The 20,099-nt window shown below is 71.7% G+C and carries 19 protein-coding genes; 7 read left to right on the top strand and 12 right to left on the bottom strand.

From position 1 onward, the window contains the following. Positions 1–461: 461 nt before the first annotated feature. Positions 462–1,514: an aspartate-semialdehyde dehydrogenase gene (locus tag ACGFW6_RS13475; RefSeq protein ID WP_393507797.1), complete on the bottom strand. Its 1,053-nt coding sequence runs from the start codon at positions 1,512–1,514 to the stop codon at positions 462–464. Beyond that, entirely contained in the window at positions 1,511–2,788 is a 1,278-nt protein-coding gene (locus ACGFW6_RS13470; protein WP_272114448.1) for an aspartate kinase, read from the bottom strand. Before ACGFW6_RS13470 ends, ACGFW6_RS13475 begins: the two co-directional genes overlap by 4 nt. A 277-nt stretch (positions 2,789–3,065) precedes the next feature. Here ACGFW6_RS13470 and ACGFW6_RS13465 point away from each other — a divergent pair, with 277 nt between their 5' ends. From ACGFW6_RS13465 to ACGFW6_RS13450, 4 genes are all read left to right on the top strand, one after another. Continuing rightward, the gene (locus ACGFW6_RS13465; protein WP_393507795.1) at positions 3,066–3,821 is read left to right on the top strand and encodes a tRNA-dependent cyclodipeptide synthase; all 756 of its coding nucleotides are present in this window, start codon (positions 3,066–3,068) and stop codon (positions 3,819–3,821) included. Beyond that, on the top strand, positions 3,811–4,998 hold the full coding sequence (locus ACGFW6_RS13460) for a cytochrome P450 (protein WP_393507793.1): 1,188 nt from the start codon (positions 3,811–3,813) through the stop codon (positions 4,996–4,998). The genes ACGFW6_RS13465 and ACGFW6_RS13460 overlap by 11 nt, the downstream gene beginning before the upstream one ends. A gap of 97 nt (positions 4,999–5,095) precedes the next feature. Further along, a complete protein-coding gene (locus ACGFW6_RS13455) occupies positions 5,096–5,794 on the top strand; it encodes a response regulator transcription factor (RefSeq protein WP_393507791.1) in 699 nt (232 codons plus the stop codon). Continuing rightward, complete coding sequence (locus ACGFW6_RS13450; protein WP_393507789.1) at positions 5,791–7,176, top strand: ATP-binding protein; 1,386 nt, start codon at positions 5,791–5,793, stop codon at positions 7,174–7,176. The genes ACGFW6_RS13455 and ACGFW6_RS13450 overlap by 4 nt, the downstream gene beginning before the upstream one ends. On the opposite strand, the gene ACGFW6_RS13445 is transcribed toward ACGFW6_RS13450, so the two are convergent. Further along, on the bottom strand, positions 7,142–7,645 hold the full coding sequence (locus ACGFW6_RS13445; protein ID WP_393507787.1) for an SgcJ/EcaC family oxidoreductase: 504 nt from the start codon (positions 7,643–7,645) through the stop codon (positions 7,142–7,144). The genes ACGFW6_RS13450 and ACGFW6_RS13445 overlap by 35 nt on opposite strands. A 360-nt stretch (positions 7,646–8,005) precedes the next feature. Beyond that, a complete protein-coding gene (locus tag ACGFW6_RS13440) occupies positions 8,006–8,419 on the bottom strand; it encodes an SsgA family sporulation/cell division regulator (protein WP_393507785.1) in 414 nt (137 codons plus the stop codon). 190 nt (positions 8,420–8,609) lie between these two features. On the opposite strand from ACGFW6_RS13440, the gene ACGFW6_RS13435 reads away from it, so the two are divergent. Further along, positions 8,610–9,446, top strand: a complete 837-nt coding sequence (locus tag ACGFW6_RS13435) for a PhzF family phenazine biosynthesis protein (protein WP_393507783.1) — start codon at positions 8,610–8,612, stop codon at positions 9,444–9,446. A 24-nt stretch (positions 9,447–9,470) separates the two neighbouring features. On the opposite strand, the gene ACGFW6_RS13430 is transcribed toward ACGFW6_RS13435, so the two are convergent. From ACGFW6_RS13430 to ACGFW6_RS13420, 3 genes are all read right to left on the bottom strand, one after another. Continuing rightward, a complete protein-coding gene (locus ACGFW6_RS13430) occupies positions 9,471–10,133 on the bottom strand; it encodes a DUF5063 domain-containing protein (RefSeq protein ID WP_393507781.1) in 663 nt (220 codons plus the stop codon). After that, the gene (gene recR, locus ACGFW6_RS13425; RefSeq protein WP_016437272.1) at positions 10,126–10,725 is read right to left on the bottom strand and encodes a recombination mediator RecR; all 600 of its coding nucleotides are present in this window, start codon (positions 10,723–10,725) and stop codon (positions 10,126–10,128) included. The genes ACGFW6_RS13430 and recR overlap by 8 nt, the downstream gene beginning before the upstream one ends. A 92-nt stretch (positions 10,726–10,817) precedes the next feature. Beyond that, positions 10,818–11,162, bottom strand: a complete 345-nt coding sequence (locus tag ACGFW6_RS13420; RefSeq protein ID WP_393507779.1) for a YbaB/EbfC family nucleoid-associated protein — start codon at positions 11,160–11,162, stop codon at positions 10,818–10,820. Between the two features lie 302 nt (positions 11,163–11,464). Between ACGFW6_RS13420 and ACGFW6_RS13415 the strand changes: the two genes are divergently transcribed. Continuing rightward, positions 11,465–12,217, top strand: a complete 753-nt coding sequence (locus tag ACGFW6_RS13415; RefSeq protein WP_393507777.1) for an SLATT domain-containing protein — start codon at positions 11,465–11,467, stop codon at positions 12,215–12,217. 16 nt (positions 12,218–12,233) lie between these two features. On the opposite strand, the gene ACGFW6_RS13410 is transcribed toward ACGFW6_RS13415, so the two are convergent. The 5 genes from ACGFW6_RS13410 to ACGFW6_RS13390 all read right to left on the bottom strand — a co-directional run bounded on the left by ACGFW6_RS13410 (position 12,234) and on the right by ACGFW6_RS13390 (position 18,501). Then, a complete protein-coding gene (locus ACGFW6_RS13410) occupies positions 12,234–13,637 on the bottom strand; it encodes a M20/M25/M40 family metallo-hydrolase (RefSeq protein WP_393507775.1) in 1,404 nt (467 codons plus the stop codon). Positions 13,638–13,733: 96 nt separating this feature from the next. Next, complete coding sequence (locus ACGFW6_RS13405) at positions 13,734–15,272, bottom strand: substrate-binding domain-containing protein (protein ID WP_393507773.1); 1,539 nt, start codon at positions 15,270–15,272, stop codon at positions 13,734–13,736. A gap of 137 nt (positions 15,273–15,409) precedes the next feature. Then, positions 15,410–17,362, bottom strand: coding sequence for a protein kinase (locus ACGFW6_RS13400; protein WP_393507771.1), 1,953 nt, complete (start codon positions 17,360–17,362; stop codon positions 15,410–15,412). Between the two features lie 78 nt (positions 17,363–17,440). After that, positions 17,441–17,899, bottom strand: coding sequence for a MarR family winged helix-turn-helix transcriptional regulator (locus tag ACGFW6_RS13395; RefSeq protein WP_393507770.1), 459 nt, complete (start codon positions 17,897–17,899; stop codon positions 17,441–17,443). After that, the gene (locus tag ACGFW6_RS13390; protein ID WP_393507768.1) at positions 17,896–18,501 is read right to left on the bottom strand and encodes a type 1 glutamine amidotransferase family protein; all 606 of its coding nucleotides are present in this window, start codon (positions 18,499–18,501) and stop codon (positions 17,896–17,898) included. Before ACGFW6_RS13390 ends, ACGFW6_RS13395 begins: the two co-directional genes overlap by 4 nt. Before the next feature lie 170 nt (positions 18,502–18,671). Here ACGFW6_RS13390 and ACGFW6_RS13385 point away from each other — a divergent pair, with 170 nt between their 5' ends. Further along, the gene (locus ACGFW6_RS13385; RefSeq protein ID WP_393507766.1) at positions 18,672–20,027 is read left to right on the top strand and encodes an aspartate aminotransferase family protein; all 1,356 of its coding nucleotides are present in this window, start codon (positions 18,672–18,674) and stop codon (positions 20,025–20,027) included. Positions 20,028–20,099: the final 72 nt, after the last annotated feature.

Here is a 20,099-nt window from a genome sequence, read left to right as displayed (position 1 = left end):
TGTTGGACACGCGTCCCCCCGTGAGGGTTGTACGTGCCGGACGTCACTTTTGCGCCGGAGTCCGCGATACACCCTTCGGCCACCGCTGCCGACCGTCCGATCCTCGCAACCGACCCTCTGTTCCCCGCGGCCGCCCGTCTCGTCCGAGGCAGCACAGCTGACCGTGCGTCAAACGCCCACATGCCTACCCGCTCTTCCCTTATGTCCCACATGAACGGGCGTCCCCACGCCCTGCTCATGGCGTCCCCACGCCAGAAAAAAACGCGTCTCCACGCCCATAAGGGCGACCGCAAAGACGCTCCCCGCCCTGCAAGCGGTTGCAGAAGGCGGGGAGGAAAATCTTCGGATGCCGACCCGTCCCGGTTCAAGTGGTCCGGACCATCGATCGGCTCACATTCTTCACACAGATCCTACAAATCAATCCGCCGCGGGCCAGCGGATTTCCTGCGGCACCGGCCGGCTCACGAAAACTCCGCCGCCACGAGCTCGGCGATCTGAGCGGTGTTGAGGGCCGCGCCCTTGCGCAGGTTGTCTCCGCAGACGAAGAGTTCGAGCGCCGTGGGGTCGTCCAGCGCGCGCCGCACCCGGCCGACCCAGGTGGGATCCGTGCCCACGACGTCGGCGGGCGTCGGGAACTCACCGGCCTCCGGATCGTCGTACAGCACGACCCCGGGGGCGGTGGCGAGGATCTCACGCGCCTTGGCGACGGTGACCTCGCCCTCGAAGCGCGCGTGCACGGTCAGCGAGTGCCCGGTCAGCACCGGCACCCGCACACAGGTCACCGCGACCGGCAGCTTCGGCAGGCCGAGGATCTTGCGGGACTCGTCCCGCACCTTCATCTCCTCCGACGACCAGCCGTCCTCGCGCAGCGACCCGGCCCACGGCACGACGTTCAGCGCGACCGGCTCCGGGAACGGTCCGGTGTTCTCACCGATGGCCCGCCGTACGTCGCCGGGGCTGGTGCCCAGTTCCGTGCCGGCGACCAGGGACAGCTGCCGGCGCAGGGTGTCGACGCCGGCCCGGCCGGCCCCGCTCACCGCCTGGTAGGAGGACACCACCAGGGAGCGCAGCCCGAACTCGGCGTGCAGCGCGCCCATCGCCACGATCATCGAGAGGGTCGTGCAGTTGGGGTTGGCCACGATCCCGCGCGGCCGCCTGCGGACGGCGTGCGGATTGACCTCGGGCACGACCAGGGGCACCTCCGGGTCCATCCGGAAGGCGCCCGAGTTGTCGACCACCACCGCGCCCGCGGCGGCGGCGATGGGGGCCCAGCGGGCGGCGACCTCGTCCGGGACGTCGAACATCGCGACGTCGACTCCGGCGAAGGCCTCCTCGCCGAGCGCCACCACCTCGACCTCCTCACCGCGCACGGCCAGCTTGCGGCCGGCCGAGCGCGGTGAGGCGATCAGACGGATCTCACCCCAGATGTCCGCCCGCTGGGACAGGATCTGGAGCATGACCGAGCCGACGGCCCCGGTCGCCCCCACGACCGCCAGCGTCGGTCGACGGGTCATCGCCCGGTGCCCCCGTACACGACAGCCTCGTCGCTGTCGGAGTCGAGCCCGAAGGCGGAGTGCACGGCGCGTACGGCCTCGTTGACGTCGTCGGCGCGGGTGACGACCGAGATGCGGATCTCGGAGGTGGAGATCAGCTCGATGTTGACGCCCGCGTCGGACAGCGCCTTGAAGAAGTCGGCCGTGACGCCCGGGTTGGTCTTCATGCCCGCGCCGACCAGGGAGATCTTGCCGATCTGGTCGTCGTAGCGCAGGGAGTCGAAGCCGATGCCGGCCTTGTTCTTCTCCAGGGCGTCGATGGCCTTGCGGCCCTCGGACTTCGGCAGCGTGAAGGAGATGTCCGTCAGCCCCGTGGAGGCGGCGGACACGTTCTGCACGATCATGTCGATGTTGATCTCGGCGTCGGAGATCGCGCGGAAGATCGCGGCGGCCTCGCCCGGCTTGTCCGGCACACCGACGACCGTGACCTTGGCCTCGGAGGTGTCGTGCGCGACACCGGAGATGATGGCCTGCTCCACCTGCTTGTCCCCTTGCTCGATCGGCTCGCTGCTGACCCACGTGCCCTGCAGTCCGCTGAAGCTGGACCGCACGTGGATCGGGATGTTGTAACGACGGGCGTACTCCACACACCGGTGGAGCAGCACCTTCGAGCCGGACGCGGCCAGCTCCAGCATGTCCTCGAAGGCGATCCAGTCGATCTTCTTCGCCTTCTTGACCACGCGCGGGTCGGCGGTGAACACGCCGTCGACGTCGGTGTAGATCTCGCAGACCTCGGCGTCGAGGGCCGCGGCCAGCGCGACGGCGGTGGTGTCGGACCCGCCGCGCCCCAGCGTGGTGATGTCCTTGGAGTCCTGGCTCACGCCCTGGAACCCGGCGACGATGGCGATGTTGCCGTCATCCAGCGAGTCACGGATCCGGCCCGGTGTGACGTCGATGATCCGGGCTTTGTTGTGGACCGAGTCGGTGATGACACCTGCCTGGCTGCCGGTGAACGACTGGGCCGAGTGGCCCAGGTTTTTGATCGCCATGGCCAGCAGGGCCATGGAGATCCGCTCTCCCGCGGTCAGCAGCATGTCGAGCTCGCGCCCGGCAGGGATCGGGGATACCTGCTCGGCGAGATCGATCAGCTCGTCCGTCGTGTCGCCCATCGCGGAAACCACGGCGACCACCTGGTGGCCGTTCTTCTTGGCTTCCACGATCCGCTTGGCGACGCGCTTGATGCCCTCGGCATCGGCTACGGAGGAACCTCCGTACTTCTGCACGACAAGGCCCACGTGCGCTCCTCGCTCAGTCCGTGTGTGTCGGCTCAGTTTACCGAGCGTCCGAATTCGACCTTGGGGTTCCCAGATGGTGAGATTCGGCCGCTCGGGGTCGTGTCTGCCCGGTGGGGAGCCCCGCACTCCGGAAAGTGGGGCAGGTCACTCGGGGTGACGCGGCCCGCGAGACGGCCATTGACGCTCTCCGTAGTCGCCCGCTAACTTCGCGTCGTCGTCGCCACACCAGGGGCACAAGGCTCCATCGGGACTTGCGACGCGCAAGGATTCTCCTCCTTTGACGACTGCGACCGCTTCCGAGATCCAGCACGTCACACCAGCCGGGGCCGCCACCGATCCCGCGGCCGGCGCCCTCTTCGAGATCCGGCCCTTCACCCCGCACTGCGAGGTCATCCGCGCCGCCGGCGACCACGCCGTCATCGGTGTCTCGCCCGGGAACAGCTACTTCTCCGCCGACCGCGTGCACGACCTGGCCCGCTGGGGCCTCGCCCTGTTCGAACGGGTGGACTTCGTCTACACGGACCTGTACGTGGCCGAGATGTACGCGGCGTCCGGCTATCCGCCCGACGACGCCCGCCGCAAGGCGGTGAAGAACCTGCGCGGGGTGCGCGCCAAGGTGCTGGCCGCCGTACGGGCGGCCGACCCGGGCGGCAGCCGCCTGTACGCGCACGCCATGTCCGACTTCCACGGCAACGCGGCCTACCGCGAGATCCACGACCGGCTCCAGGCCCGCCTCACCACCGACGACGAGTTCCGCACGACCTGCGAGAAGCTCGTCGACTCCTTCCTGACCGGCCGGGCACAGCGGGCGACCGCCGCGCAGCGGGAGGTCTGCCTCTCCTACGTCTGCGCCGAGGCGCCCCTCTTCCTGGACACCCCCGCCATCCTCGGCGTCCCGTCCTCCCTCAACTGCTACCACCAGCTCCTGCCGATGGCCGAGCTGCTCTACTCCCGCGGCGCCGGACTGCGCGCCTCCCGCAACCAGGGGCACGCCATCGTCACGCCCGCCGAGGGGACCACCGATGCTCACTGACGCCCTCCTCGACTTTCCGTTCTCCTGGCGCGGCGACCAGCTTCCGCCCGAGGTGGAGGAGCTGCGCGCAGCCACGCCGGTGCGCCGTGTGCGCACCATCGCCGGCGACGAGGCCTGGCTCGTGTCGTCGTACGCCCTGTGCAAGCAGGTCCTCGAAGACCCCCGGTTCAGCCTGAAGGACACCTCCGCACCCGGTGTGCCCCGCCAGTACGCGCTGACGATCCCGCCCGAGGTCGTCAACAACATGGGGAACATCACCGGCGCCGGACTGCGCAAGGCCGTGCTGAAGGCACTGAACCCGAAGAGCCCCGGCCTCGCGGAGTGGATGCGGTCCTGTGCCGGTGACCTCCTCGACGGGCTGATGCGCGAGGGCGCCCCGGCCGATCTGCGGGCCGGCTTCGCCGATCCGTACTCGGCGGGCATGCACTGCCGGATCCTCGGCATCCCGCCCGGGGACGCGCCCCGGCTGATGCGCAGCCTGGACATCGCGTTCATGAACTCGGCCTGCCCGGTCGCGGGCGCCCGGCTCAACTGGGACCGCGACATCGCCTTCATGACGGAGCGGCTCGACGACCCGGCGACGACGGGTCTGATGGCCGAGCTCGCCGCCCTGCGCGCCGACCCCGACTACGGCCATCTCACCGACGAGATGCTCGCGACGGTCGGGGTGACGATGTTCGGCGCCGGGGTCATCTCCACCTCGGGCTTCCTGGCCATGGCGCTGGTGTCGCTGATCCAGCACCCCGGCCTGCGGGCCGAGCTGGTCGCGGATCCCGGGAAGATCCCCGCGGCCGTGGACGAGCTCCTGCGGATCAACCTGTCCATCGGCGACGGCCTGCCGCGGCTGGCGACCGAGGACGTGACACTGGGCGATGTGGACGTGAAGGCCGGCGAGCTCGTCCTGGTCCTCGTCGAGGGCGCGAACTTCGACCCGGCCGCCTTCCCCGACCCCCACCGGGTCGACCTCACCCGGGAGAACGCCACCGCGCATCTCTCCTTCGGCGGCGGCCGCCACTACTGCCCCGCCACCGCACTCGGCCGCAAGCACGCCGAGATCGCCCTGCGGGCCCTGCTGGAGCGGATGCCCGAGCTGCGCCTCGCGGTGCCGATCGAGCAACTGGTGTGGCGTACGGGCTTCATGAAGCGGATCCCGGAGCGGCTGCCGGTCATGTGGTAGCCCGGTTTGTCGGGAAACCCTGAAGAAACCGGGGAATCCCCTGCTCACTGGCTCGACGGCCGGTCGTCTTTAAGTTTCAACCACTAGGGTTCGGCGTGTGCGCGTACTTCTGGTGGAAGACGACGAACCGGTCGCCGAGTCGCTCCGGCGAGGACTGCTGCGCTACGGCTTCGAGGTGGCCTGGGTGACGACGGGCGGCGCGGCGCTGAGCCACAGCGCTCCCTACGACGTCGTGCTCCTCGACCTCGGGCTGCCCGACACCGACGGGCTCGATATCTGCAGGGCGCTGCGCGAGCGCGGTGACGTGCCGATCATCGTGATCAGCGCGCGCAGCGACGAGACGGACCGGGTGGTCGGGCTGGAACTCGGCGCGGACGACTACGTCTCCAAGCCGTTCGGCGTCCGCGAGGTCATAGCCCGGATACGGGCCGTCATGCGCCGCAGCCGGCCCCGTACACCCGCCGGGACCGGCCCCGACCGCTACGGCGACCGTCTCACCGTCGACCGCAAGGCCGCCCGCGTCCGGCTGGACGGCGAGGAGGTCGCGCTCGCGCCCAAGGAGTACGACCTGCTGGCCTTCCTCACCGAGGAGCCGGGGGCGCTGATGTCGCGCGAGCAGATCATGGAGGCGGTCTGGGACGCGAACTGGTTCGGGCCGACCAAGACGCTCGACGTGCATGTGGCGGCGCTGCGGCGCAAGCTCGCCGGAGCCGTCACGATCGAGGCGGTGCGCGGAGTCGGCTTCCGGCTGGAGGTCGTCGGCGCCGACCGGGGCGACGGCAGCGGCTCGTCATGATCCGCCAACTCATCCGCAGCTACGTCCTGCTCGTGGCCGTGGCGATCGCCCTGTTCACGGTGCCGGTGGCCTTCACGCTCACGGACCAGCTGCGGGGCGACACCGCCGACTCCGTGCGGCGCGAGGCCGACACCATGGCCCTGCTCCTCGGCAACGGCAACACCCCCTCGTGCGCGGCCCTGGACGAGATGGCCCGGGCGTACGCCGGGCAGACCCCCGGCCAGGTCGAGACGACCGGGCGCTGCGACACCGGCCTGCCGGGCCCGCAGCGGGACGCGGCCCTGACCGGAGCCCTTGAGGACGGCAGGTCCACGACCGACTGGGGCTCCTCCTTCATCTGGGGGCCGGAGCTGAAGGTCACGGTGCCCGCCCGCTCCAGCGCGGTCGACCTCGACGGCCGCAACCGGGGCCCGGTCGTCGGCGCGGTCCGCATCGTGTACTCGACGGACGACCTGACCGAACGGCTCTGGACGATCTGGGGTTTCCGCGCGGTCCTCGCGGTGGCCGTCCTCGCCGTGGCCGCCGTGATCGGCGCCGCCGCGGCACGGCGAATCACCCGGCCGCTGCGCCAGCTCAACGACATGGCGAGCAGGTTCAGCGACGGCGATCTGACCGCCCGCTCCCCCGTGACGGGCCCGCCCGAGACACAGACGCTGGCGCGCACCCTGAACCAGGGCGCGGAACGCCTGGACACGCTGGTCGCCTCGCAGCGCATCTTCGTGGCCGACGCCTCGCATCAACTCCGTACCCCTCTCACGGCGCTCAGGCTGTCGCTGGACAACATCGCCGACGGCGTGGACGACGACTCCGTCAAGGAGGACGTGGAGCAGGCCACGGCCGAGGTCGTCCGGATGAGCCGGCTGGTGAGCGGGCTGCTGGTGCTGGCGCGGGCGGAGGCCAAGGTGACGGCGGCGGAACCGCTGGCGCTTGTCGACATCGTGCGCGAGCGGCTGGACGTGTGGCGGCCGGCCGCCGACGAGCGCGGAGTCACCATCGCGCTGACTGTGAGTGCCGACGGCCGGCCGCTGGTGCTGGCCTCTCCCGGCCATCTGGAGCAGGTGCTGGACAACGTGCTCTCCAACGCCCTGGAGGTGTCACCGGACGGTGGCGCGATCACCGTCGGGGTGGAGACCAAGGGCGAGTCGGTGGTGCTCTCGGTCCTCGACGGGGGTCCCGGCATGCCGGACTCCGACAAGTCCCGTGCCTTCGACCGGTTCTGGCGCGGCCGGGGGCTGACCGGGAGGTCCGGTTCGGGCCTCGGCCTCGCCGTCGTCAAGCAGCTGGTGACCGACGACGGCGGGACCGTGGCGCTCGGGGACGCTCCCGGGGGCGGGCTGAAGGTGGCGATCAGCCTTCGGGCATCTTCGAGGAGTGGTGGTTGACGATGAACCACTCGCCGCCGCGCTTCTCGTAGGCGTAGGTGTAGCGGGCCTCGACGGTGCTCCTCTCGCCGGTCGCGGGGTCGGTGAGCGCGAACTCGTAGACGCCGGTGTCGATGGCGGAGTTGTGGTCGAGGACGTTGACGTGGGTCTCGATCTTCGTGCCGACCGGCTTGTTGGCGAGGAAGTGCTCGAAGTAGTCGACGATTCCGGCGCGGTCGGCGCGGACCCGGTTGGAGACCGTGGGCAGCAGCACCGCGTCCTTCGCGTACAGGTCGGCGACCTGCTCCGGGTCACCGGTGGCGAGGGCTCTGTTCCACTGGTCGAACAGGCCGGCTATCTCCTTCTTGTCGGGCTTCTTCTCGCTCCAGCCGGGCCCGGCGACCGCGGCACCGGCGGCGACCGTACCGACGGCGATCACTGCGGTGGCGGTGACAACGGCCACGCGCTTGCTGATGGAACGACGAGTCATCGCATCTCCCGTAACAGGTCTGGTTCAGGTGGCTCCAGACTCGCCGCGGGCCGGTTAGGGCCCGTGCAGCGGACGTACAGGCCGGGGACAACACCGCTCCAATTCGCGCCGCGTGAGCGCCCGGTCACACAGCGGCGGCCTTCCGGCGACCCCGTCCGCGCACCAACTCGACGCCGGCGCCCAGCGATACGACGCTCATGCCGGCGGCCGTCAGTTCAGCACACCGCCGACGATCAACCCCACGGTCCCTGCGACGCAGAGTCCGACTCCCGTCCACACCCATGCACGTGACCGGGTCGCCATGGGCTCGTCATGGGGCAGTCCGGGCGGGACGCGTGAGAGCTCCCCGGAAACCGCAGATCACACCCGCCCGCCGAACAGCGCCGCGAGCCCCTGGTCCAGTTCCGCGCCCACGGTCTCCTCGTCCGGCGCGAGCACGGTGTAGGTGCGGGCCAGGAAGCGGTTCAGGTCCGCGGTGGCGAACCGGAGCCTGGCGACACCCTCGGGCGAGTGGAACTCGACGTAGGTGTGGGTGGCCCCGCACGGCCGGACCCGCACGCTGCCGGGACCGGCCGGGGCCCGCAGCCCCTCGCCCAGCAGTACCCGGGCGAACGTCCAGGTCGCGGCCTCGCCGTCGAGGGTGGCGTGGGCCGGGAAGTCGAGGTGCACGGCCAGCGGGTCACCGGAGGTGTAGCGGAGGGTCGCCGGTATGGCGATCTCCTGGTCGGCGGTGATCAGGCGGGCGCCGGTCGGCTGCTCCAGGGTGACATGCATGGGCGGGCTCCGATTCGGGGCGGGGGCAGCGGCCCGGTGTGGCCGTTGTGCCGGTGAGACGGCACGAGTCCCCCGCGCATTACGCGACTACTGGGGTCTTTCTCTGTAACCTGCGTCACCTTTCCCGGCGCGGCGCACCTGCCCGGGTAATCCCCTCGCCCCCGTCCCGGCGCGCGGTTACCGTCCACGCATGGAGATTTCGCGCTACGTGGCCTTCAGCAGCGACCCCTCGGGGGGCAACCAGGCAGGTGTGGTGCTCGACGCCACCGGGGCCGACGACAAGACGATGCTGGAGACGGCGGCCGAACTCGGCTACTCGGAGACGGCGTTCGTGGTTCCGGCCGGCGACGGCACGCTGGACATCCGCTACTTCAGCCCGCTCGCCGAGGTGCCGTTCTGCGGCCACGCGACGATCGCCACGGCCGTCGCCCACGCGGAGCGGCACGGCACCGGCCCGTTGCTGCTGCGGACCAAGGCGGGCCCGGTCACCGTGACCACCGACCGGACGGCGGACGGCACGCTGACGGCGACCCTGGTGAGCGTGGCACCGCACACGGAGCCCCTCGCGGAGGCCGACCTCGCCGACCTGCTGGCCATCCTGGGCTGGTCCCCCGCCGACCTGGACCCGGCGCTGCCGCCCCGGGTGGCCTTCGGCGGCGCCCGGCACCCGATCCTCGCCGCCGCCACCCGGGAGCGGCTGGCCGACCTGGACTACGCCATGGAGCCGCTGGCCGCCCTCATGGCCCGCGAGGACTGGACGACCGTCGACCTGCTGTGGCGGGAGTCCCCCACCGTGTTCCACTCCCGCAACCCGTTCCCGCCCGGCGGTGTCGTGGAGGACCCGGCCACGGGCGCGGCGGCGGCCGCGTTCGGCGGCTATCTGCGGGAGCTCGAACTCGTCGGGACGCCCGCCACGCTGACCATCCATCAGGGCGTGGACATGGGCAGGCCCAGCACCATCACGGTGACCGTTCCGGCCGAGCCGGGCACGGGAATCGGCGTGACCGGTGCGGCCGTACGGATCTGAGTCCGCCGCGGGATGCGGCCGGCGCTACTTCGCCGGCCGCAGCCCGAGCTGCTCCCCGATCTCCTGCTGCATGACCTTGCCGGCCTCGAACTCCAGCGTCTCGTCGCCCATCACGCCCTGGTCCGTGTCCAGGCCGTCCAGCTCCTCCAGGGGCTGGTCCAGGCGGATGTGGGCCAGCACCGAGTGCAGCGCGCGCAGCGTCGCGGACGCCGTCGAGCCCCAGTTGGAGAAGTAGGAGAACTGCCACCACCACAGGGCCTCCGCGGTGCGGCCCGCGCGGTAGTGGGCCATGCCGTGACGCAGGTCGGTGATGACGTCGGTCAGGTCGTCGGAGATCCGGGCCGGGACCGGGGCCTTGCGGGGCTCGTAGGGGTCGAAGACCTCGGAGTAGACGTCGACCGGGTCCAGCAGGCGGGCGAGGTTCTCGCGGAGCTCGTCCACGTCCCCCTCGGGGCCCAGGTCGGGCTCGTAGCGCTCGTCGGGGACGATGTCCTCGTGGGCGCCGAGACGGCCGCCGGCGAGCAGCAGCTGGGAGACCTCCAGGAGGAGGAAGGGCACGGTCGAGCCCGGCTCGTCGCCCTTGGCGACCTCCGTCACCGCGACCAGGAAGCTCTCGATCTGGTCCGCGATCTGGACCGCGAAGTCGTCCGGGTTCTGGCCGGTCGCGTGCAGCGTGGCGTCAGACATCTAGGAGTCGTCTCCCCTCGAAGGCGCGGCCGAGGGTGACCTCGTCCGCGTATTCCAGGTCGCCACCCACCGGGAGGCCGCTGGCCAGGCGGGTGACCTTCAGGCCCATGGGCTTGATCATGCGCGCGAGGTACGTGGCCGTGGCCTCGCCCTCGAGATTGGGGTCGGTGGCCAGGATCAGCTCCGTGACCGTCCCGTCGGCCAACCGCGCGAGAAGTTCTCGTATACGCAGGTCGTCCGGTCCGACACCCTCGATCGGGCTGATCGCGCCGCCGAGGACGTGGTAGCGGCCGCGGAACTCACGCGTCCGCTCGATCGCCACGACGTCCTTGGGCTCCTCGACCACGCAGATCACCGCCGGGTCGCGGCGCGAGTCCCGGCAGATGTTGCACAGCTCCTCCTGCGCGACGTTCCCGCACGTCGCGCAGAAGCGGACCTTCGCCTTGACCTCCATGAGGGCCTGGGCGAGGCGCCGTACGTCCGTCGGCTCCGCCTGGAGGATGTGGAAGGCGATCCGCTGCGCGCTCTTGGGACCGACGCCGGGCAGCCGACCCAGCTCGTCGATGAGGTCCTGAACCACGCCTTCGTACAACGGACTGCCGTCCTTCCTGGGGTTCCTTACGGTACGTACGGTAGTTGGCGGTGCCCCCTCTTAGAAAGGCAAGGCGGAGGGCGCCCGGAGCGTCAGAAGGGCAGGCCGGGGATCCCGCTGCCGCCGCCCAGGCCCTGGGCCAGCGGGCCCAGCTTCTGCTGCTGCAGGTTCTGCGCGTTCTCGTTGGCCGCCTGGACGGCCGCGATGACCAGGTCGGCGAGGGTCTCGGTGTCCTCCGGGTCCACCGCCTTCGGGTCGATCTTCAGCGCGCGGAGCTCGCCGGCGCCGGTGACAGTGGCCTGCACCAGGCCGCCGCCCGCCTGTCCGTCGACCTCGGTCTGCGCCAGTTCTTCCTGCGCCCGCTGCAGGTCCTGCTGCATCTTCTGGGCCTGCTGGAGCAGCTGCTGCATGTTGGGCTGGCCACCACCGGGGATCACGATCAGCTCCTTGCGTGTATACGCGTTTCCCGTTCAGCACGAGCCTACGTGGTCTGCGTGGCCGTCGCCCCAGCACTCTTTCGAGTGAGAGAGAACCTGGAGGAATGGGCGTCCTATACCTGATCAAGGCCCACTTCCGGGCGTAAAAGACGCGAAAGGCATCTCTTCGCCACCCATTGGGCGGTAGGAAGGGTCCGGCGCGTCAGCCTCAGGTGTTGCGTGACGTTCCGTGCGCTGCAGGGGTCGCATCCACGTCGTATGTCGTACGTGATGTCACGCACCGTGACAGTAGGGAGTGCCGGGTGGGTCAGCCGGAGATGCAGCCCGACAGGTCGCCGCAGGACGGGCGGGGCGGCGAAGGGGTGGCCGGGGTGCGGCCGGGCGATCTGACGGGGCGGGCGTTTCCGCACGGGGACTGGGGGGAGCCGGCGGTGCGGCTGGACGAGCTGTACCGCTGGGTGGAGCGGGGGGCGCTGAACACGGCGGCGTGGTACCTCGCGGACCGGGTGTGGAAGCGGCGCGGGGCCAGGGCGCTGCGCGGCGGCGCCGCGGCGGGGGCGGTGGTCGGAGCCGCGCTGCCGCTCCTCGATCTGACCGGCGTCGCGAGCGGCGTGGCCCCCTGGGGGTATCTGGCGCTGCTGGCCGCCGTGGCCTGTGTGGCCGTCGACCGGTTCTTCGGCGTCACGTCCGGGTGGATAAGGGACGTCGCCACGGCCCAGGCCGTACAGCGGCGGCTTCAGATGCTTCAGTTCGACTGGGCGACGGAGAACGTACGGGAGGTCCTCGGACCCGCCGAGGGCACGGCCGGCGAGGCCGCCGAGCGGTGCCTGGGAGTGCTGCGCCGGTTCTCCGAGGACGTCACCGAGCTGATGCGGGCGGAGACCGCGGACTGGATGGTGGAGTTCCGCACCGGCTCCGCACCCCTGGGCATCCAGTCCGCGGTGCCCGGCGCGAGCCGCCCGGACGCGGCTGCGGCACTGGGCCGCTTCGCGGTGCCCCCGACGAACGGCACCCGCCCGAACATGCCGCGTCAGCGACCGCCCGAGCCGCGCTGAGGTCCGCTCACCGCGGTCACGACTGCGGGGAGGGGAAGGCCACCGGGCTGCGCAGGCCCGACCTGTTCACCGCCCGGACGCCGAAGAACACGTTGTCCTTGGACAGGTCGACCTCGTGGCTCGTGGCGTCGCCGACCGGGAGGACGTGGGTCCACTCGGGGGCCGTCGTCTCACGCCAGACGACCTCGTACCCGGCGAGGTCCGGTTCCGGGCCTCTCTGCCAGGTGAGAAGGGTGGAGTTGGTGAGGTTGCTGGTGATGATCCGCGCGTTCTTCGGGGTGCCGGGGGCCTGCGCCAGGGTCCACAGGGCGGCCGCGTTGACCTTGGCCACCCGCGCGGTGAAGGCGAAGTCGCAGAACTCCGGCAGGTCGCCGTACTGCTTGCCGGAGTCGTCGACGCGGACGTCCTGGTGCTGGTGGGCGAAGTCCTCGGCCGGTTCGGTGAAGCGGGCGGCCGGGTAGCCGCGCTCCAGGAAGGGGATGTGGTCGCCGCCGCGCAGGTAGCGGTCCCTGCGGTGGATCACCCGCACCCGCATGCCGGTCGCGTCGTTGTCCGCCACGTCCCGCACGAAGCGGGCGAGTTGGCGGGTCGCCGAGTCGTTCTCCCCGCCCACCGAGCGGCGCAGCGCCGCCTGTTCGGGGGTCTCGGAGGACGGGACCCCCTCGGTGAACAGGCGGACCGTGTACGGGTCGCGGGTGCCGTCGTCCGCCGTGGCGCTGCCGACGATGTCGTTGGTGAACATGCCCTGGACGTCCGCGCCGGCCGCCTTCAACTGCTGCGCCAGGTGAGCCGATCCGTACAGGCCCTGCTCCTCCCCCGCCACCGCCGCGAACACGATCGTCGACGCCGGGCGGCGCTTGGCCATCACCCGCGCCAGCTCCAGGACCACGGCCACCCCGGAGGCGTCGTCGTCCGCGCCCGGTGCGTCGGAGGTGGCGTCCATGACGTCGGTGACCCGGGAGTCGTAGTGCCCGGAGACGACGTACACGCGCTCCGGCGTCACCGAACCGCGCAGCGTCGCGACGACGTTCGTGATCTTCGTGGGGGTGGGGATGCGGGGCGCCGGTTCCTGGACGTACGACTGGAGCTCCACCGTCATCCGGCCCCCGGAGGCCGCGGCGCGGGAGTTCAGTTCGGCCAGCAGCCAGTCGCGGGCCGCGCCGATGCCCCGCGCCGGGTCGTCCTGGACGGAGAGGGTGTGGCGGGTGCCGAAGGAGACGAGTTCGCGGACCGTGGCCTCGATGCGGGCGGGGTCGATCTCGCGCAGAAGGGCGCGCAGTTCACGGCCGGGGCGCTGGGCCGTCGCCGGAGGGCGGGTCGCCGACGTGTCCGCCGCCTCGGCCGTGCCGGTCGCCGTCAGCGCCGCGGCGCCCGCCGCCGTGGCCGTCAGGACCGTTCTTCTGGTGGGGCTGGGGCGCATGGGTCCTCCCGGTGCTGCCGATGCCGGCCGACCCCGCCATGGTTGTGTACATGGCAACCAACGGCAAGGGTGCCTCGGCCGCCCCTCGCCCCGGCGTCAGCCGCACAGCCTCACCCCCACCGGCGTCCCGCACGGCAGATGCCCCTGCGTGCGGATCACCTGCTGACTGTTCTCCTTGTCCAGGTAGGCGAGGAACCCCGCGGCCAGCGAGTCGCCGGACGGGGTGCCGTAGGTGTACGCGTACTCGATGTCGCGGTACGGGTAGGCGCTGTCGCCGCGCTCGATCTCGTCGACGTTCGCGCGGTCGCCGTCGAGCGGCACCGGGCGCACGCCCTTGTGCCGGGCCGCGACCCCGAGCTCGCTGTACCCGATCGCCCCCGGCTGCTCGGCGATCTTGTCCAGCACGTCTCCGGTACCGGCGAGTTCGCACCGCGTCACGACGGTGACGGCACCGGTGGGCGGCCGGCAGTCCAGCGATGTGCTCTGCGCCCGCTCCCACTCCCCCAGCACCCGGTCCTGGAACACCTGCCGCGTCCCGGAGCTGTCGCTGCGGCTGACCAGGACGATCGGCAACTCGGCGGTCGCCCGGTCGGCGTCCGGGAGCACCTCGCCCCACCGCTTGTACCGGCCCTGGTAGATCTCCCGCACCTGCGCCACGGTCAGCCCCTTCGGTCCGACGTCCACCCCGTCGTTGACGGCGAGCGTGAAGACGGACAGCGCGACCTTCTTCCCCTTCAGACCGAGGCGGTCACCGAGCGGGCCGTCGGAGAACGCGACGACGGAGCGGGCCGCGGACTTCGACCGGTCGGCCAGGGCCCCGAGTTCGGCGACCCCGGCCTCGCTGCCGCGCGTCTGCACCTCGATCTCGGCGCCCGCGCACTTGTTCTCGTACTGCTTCGCCAGCGTCGTGATCACCGGCTCGAAGGCGGTCGAGCCGATCACCGTCAGCTCACCCTGCTCGCACTCGATCGGATTGCCGTCCCGGAAGACGACGATGCCCGCGAGCGCCAGCACGGAGAGGGTGAGCAGTCCTGTGAAGATCCTGGCCTGGAGGCTGAACAGCGGTGACTTGTCGTCCGGCGTGGCACTGCGGTTGGGGTGCACCTCGCCGTCCCGGATGCCGCCGCGCAGCCGGATGTCCGCGCCGACGTCGCCGCCGGACAGCAGCACCAGCAGCTTGTAGTAGTCACCGGGGTTGAGCGGGACCCGCGGCACGCGCAGCCGGTTGCCCTCGTAGCCGAAGCCGCGCTGGGCGGTGAAGTGGTCCATCAGGTGGTCGATGTCGGTCGGCTGGGTGACCGAGACGCCCCGGATGGTGCGGTCCGTGAACACCGCGGTGAGACCGTGGGGTTCGGGTCCGGTGTAGTCGTCGCGGTCGATGCTCTGCGAGCCGTCGTTCTCGACGCGCAGCAGCACGAGCGTCGCGTCGTCCATGTCCGCGTCGAAGAGACCGAGCCGGACGTTGGCCCGGCCCGAGCGCACGTCGTCGCCTATCGGGTTGTCCATCTGGACGCGGTAGCCGATCCGCTTGCGGCGCGGCACGCGCCGCTCGTACCAGACCATGACGCCCGACGCGACGACACCGATCACCGCCGTGCCGACGGCCACGACGTTCTCCGCGCTCAGCCACTCCACCGTGGTGCCCCCGCAACTCACCAGAGCCGTAACGTGGGGTCACCGTACGTCCGTTCGGAGCCGTCGGCGCCGCCCGGACGGCGAAGTTCGCCGTACGTTCAACTGCCTCACAGGAACCGGTACTTCACTCCCGCCGGTCACTGCTTGGTGTACGTCAGCTTCTCCCCGGTGCCTGCGGTCACCCGCTCCAGCCTGCCGTCCGGCAGCAGCGAGATCTCGGTGGCCCTGCCCGGCGAGCAGGTGGGCGGCTCGCCGACCGTGACCGTGGACGGGCCGACCCGCAACGGGCCGTCGCCGCCCGGGGCCGCGGAGAGGTCCGCCTCGAATTCGCAGTGGTAGGTGCCGGTGCCGGCCGGCCCGTCGGCGACGAGGGAGAGCACCGGGTCGCCCACCTCGCCCTGCCGGATGGTCAGTTGGCGGGTGTTGCGGCCGGTGCCGCTGTCGATCGTGGCCGTCCAGGTGCCCAGGTAGCCGGCGGGGATCGTGCCGTCCGCGGACGCCGAGGGGGTCGGGGACGGGGTGGGAGACGTGGGGCCGGAGGTCGGGGACCCGGTCGCGGCGGACGTGGCGGTGGGCCCGTCGGTGGCACCGCCGCCGCCCCTGTCGTCACCGCCGCCGCTCATGAGGGCGTACACCGAGCCGCCCGCGCCCAGCGCGACGACCAGCGCGACCAGGACGAGCGCGACCGTGGAACGTCCGCTGCGCCGCGACGGTTCGGGCTGCTGCGCCGGCAGGTACGGGCCCGCCGGGCCGTAGGGCGGGGTGGAGCCGTACGCCGGGTTCGGGTTCGGGTACGACGCGTTCGGGCCGTACGCCCCGTACCCCGGAGCGGACCCGTAGGGCTGAGGGGGGCCGGCCTGCGGGTAGCCGTACGCCGGCTGCTGCGGGTGTTGCTGCGGGTAGCCGTACGCCGGGTGGGCCGGGGCACTGCCGGGCGCGGCGGCGTCCCCGAAGGCACCGCCGGGAGGGGGGCCGGGCGGCGGGGTCGGACCGTTCCGGCTCGCGGCAACGGTGGGCAGCTGATCGGGCGGCGGCGACGCGGCGGCCGGTGCGTGCTCGGGGGATGCGGCGGGGGTGGGCTCCACGGGGCCGGAACCGGGGCCGGCGGGGCGCGGAGGGTTCCGCTCCGCCGGGGTGCTCCCGGGCGTCGGCCGGGCCCCGGCCGAGCCCACCGGGTTCTCCGCGTCCAGCAGCCGTACCGCGTGCCGGCCCAGCTGGGCCACCAGGGCGCTCGGCAGCCAGGGGTCACGGGAGCGGCCGCCGGAGACGGTGTCCTCGGCGCCCGTGCGTTCCAGGATCCGGTCGAGGGTCGGGCGGACGCCGGGGTCCTTGCGCAGACAGTCCCGTACCAGCTCGGCGATGCCCTCGGGCATGCCCTCCAGGTCGGGTTCCTCCTGGGCGATCCGGAACATCACGGCGTGCGCGCCACTGTCGACGGACCCGAAGGGCAGCCGGCCGGTGGCCGCGTACGCGAGCACCGAGCCCAGGCAGAACACGTCGCACGCGGGCGTGATCCGGTCGCCGCGCACCTGCTCGGGTGCCATGAACCCCGGCGACCCGACGAGCGCGCCGGTGCGCGTGAGCCCGCTCTCGTCGACCGTCTCCAGGGCGCGCGCGATGCCGAAGTCGATGACGCGGGGCCCGTCGATGGTGACCAGGACGTTCGAGGGCTTGAGGTCCCGGTGCACGATCCCGGCGGCGTGGATGTCCTTGAGCGCGTGCGCCAGCCCCGCCGCCAGGATGCCGACCGACCGCTCGGGCAGCGCCCCGTGGTCCTGCCCGACGACCTGCTGCAGACTCGGCCCGGCGACGTACCCGGTGGCGACCCAGGGCACGTCGGCCTCGGTGTCCGCGTCGAGCACCGGCGCGGTCCAGAACCCGCCGACCTGCCGCGCGGCCTGCACCTCCTGCCGGAACCGCGCCCGGAACTCCTCCTGCGCGGCCAGTTCCCGCCGCACGAGCTTCACCGCGACCGTACGGCCCCGGTCCGACCGGGCCAGATAGACGTCTCCCATGCCGCCCGCGCCCAACCGCGCCAGCAGCCGATACGCCCCGATCTGCTGCGGATCCCCCGCCCCCAGCTTCTCCATCGCACGCCCCCAACCAGCCCCCGCCTATGCGTCGGCCCCACGATAGTGCGGCATACAAGGAGGTGAGCGGGGCGGTGCCTACGGTTCCGTAACAGGAACGGCGATCTGGTCGAGCACTTTCGACAACCGTTCCAGAACCCTTACGGCATCGGCGAGTTCCGCCTCCCCCATGGCCTGCGCCAGCCGCTCCGCGAAGGCCGCGTGGCCGGGGTCGATCCGGGAGATCGCCGCCCGTCCCTCGTCCGTCGGCGCGAGGAGCTTGGCGCGGCGGTGGGCCGGGTTCGGCCGGTACTCCGCGAGCCCCTTGTCCACCAGCAGATCGGCGATGCGCTGCACGCTCTGCCGGGTGATGCCCATGACGCGGGCGATCCCGGAGACGGGCAGGGGTTCGCCGAGCACCGCGCCCAGCACCTGCCACCAGGCCGCCGTCAGACCGGAGGGCCGGGCCAGTTCCTCGGCGACCCCGAGGAACTGGCCGTTGAGCCGGAAGACACCGAGCGCGCTGCGGCTGAGCAGGTCCTGTCGCTCCCCGCTCACTCCGCCCCCGCCTTCTCCAGCACGGCGTACGCCTCCGCGTCGGAGTCGTGGAACAGCCGGTACCAGGCGTCGAGCACCTCGCCCTCGTACACGCCGAGCAGACGGAGGATCTCCCGGGCGAAGGCGACCGGCTCGGTCGGCCCTGCGGTGATCAGCCCGCCGTCGGTGACGGCGTCGGCGTCGACGTACCGCTCGCCGCCGCCGTAGCCGGTGGCCGCGAGGTAGAAGGAGATGGCGCTGGTGTGGGCGCGGTCGTCCAGGAGTCCCTCGCGGGCCAGGCCAGCGGTGGCACCGCAGATCGCGGCGACGGGCACACCGGCGTCGAGGAACTCACGGGCCTTGCGCGCGAAGGGCGCCAGGTCGTCGCCGGCGTCCCACAGGTCGGCGCCCGGAAGGATCAGCAGCGAGCTGTCCTCGGGCCGTACGTCGTCGAGGGCGAGGTCGGGCTGGACGCGCAGTCCGCCGATGCTGCGCACCGGCCGCGTGGACGGGCCGACGGTGCGGATGTCGTGGCCGGCCCGGGCGAGGTGGGCGGTGGCGTGCCCCGTCTCCCAGTCGGCGAGGGTGTCGTAGACGGCGAGGTGCACGGGCTTGCTGTTCATGGCTTCCCCCTGAAGCTTCGGCACTTTCGAAGATGACAGCATCCTGACATCTCGACAGCCTGCTGTCAACGCTCGGACGAGGCCGCGTCGACAACCTGTCGCGGAAACCCGCCGACCGCAGACAGGACGCCGATATCCCCTCCGGGTCGCCGCTCCCTACCCTCGGGCGCATGACCCCTCAGCCAGATCCCGAGGTCGGCGCCGCCGTGAAGGCCGCGGACCGTGCGCATGTGTTCCACTCCTGGTCCGCACAGGAGCTCATCGACCCGCTCGCCGTCGCCGGTGCGGAGGGGTCGTACTTCTGGGACTACGACGGCAAGCGGTACCTCGACTTCACCAGCGGGCTCGTCTACACCAACATCGGCTACCAGCACCCCAAGGTCGTCGCCGCGATCCAGGAGCAGGCCGCGCGGATGACGACCTTCGCGCCGGCGTTCGCGATCGAGGCGCGCTCGGAGTCGGCGCGGCTGATCGCCGAGCGGACGCCGGGCGACCTCGACAAGATCTTCTTCACCAACGGCGGCGCCGACGCCGTGGAGCACGCGGTACGGATGGCCCGGCTGCACACCGGGCGCCCCAAGGTGCTCTCGGCGTACCGCTCCTACCACGGCGGCACCCAGCAGGCCGTGAACATCACCGGCGACCCGCGCCGCTGGGCCTCCGACAGTGCCGCGGCCGGTGTCGTGCACTTCTGGGCGCCCTTCCTCTACCGCTCCCGCTTCTACGCCGAGACCGAGGAGCAGGAGTGCGCCCGGGCGCTGGAGCACCTGGAGACGACGATCGCCTTCGAGGGCCCGGCGACCGTCGCCGCGATCGTCCTGGAGACGATCCCGGGGACGGCCGGGATCATGGTGCCCCCGGCCGGCTACCTCGCCGGGGTCCGGGAGATCTGCGACAAGTACGGGATCGTCTTCGTCCTCGACGAGGTCATGGCCGGGTTCGGACGCACCGGTGAGTGGTTCGCCGCGGACCTCTTCGACGTGACGCCGGACCTGATGACCTTCGCCAAGGGCGTGAACTCCGGGTACGTCCCGCTGGGCGGCGTCGCCATCTCCGGGGCGATCGCGGAGACGTTCGCCAAGCGGCCCTACCCCGGCGGTCTGACGTACTCCGGCCATCCGCTGGCCTGCGCCGCCGCCGTCGCGACGATCCAGGTCATGGCCGAGGAGGGCGTCGTCGAGAACGCCGCGCGGCTGGGTGCCGAGGTGGTCGGGCCGGCCCTGCGGGAGCTCGCCGAGCGGCATCCGTCCGTCGGTGAGGTGCGGGGCGTGGGCATGTTCTGGGCGCTCGAACTGGTGCGGAACCGGGAGACCCGGGAGCCGCTGGTGCCCTACAACGCGGCCGGTGCGGCGAACGGCCCGATGGCCGCGTTCGGCTCCGCCGCGAAGGCCGCGGGGCTGTGGCCGTTCATGAACATGAACCGCACGCACGTCGTGCCGCCGTGCAACGTCAGCGAGGCGGAGCTGAAGGAGGGCCTGGCCGCGCTGGACAGCGCGCTCGCGGTGGCGGACGAATACACGGCATAGCGAGCGGGACGGGCAGGGGCGGCGGGGGCCGGAAAAGTCGGCCGTCGCAGAAACGTGCCCTCCGACCCGAAC

The organism is Streptomyces sp. Y7, from assembly GCF_043195415.1.
In the GTDB taxonomy this organism is placed as follows: Bacteria; Actinomycetota; Actinomycetes; order Streptomycetales; family Streptomycetaceae; genus Streptomyces.
The sequence above is the reverse complement of the archived record's forward strand: the minus strand, read 5'-3'. Positions and strand labels throughout refer to the sequence as shown.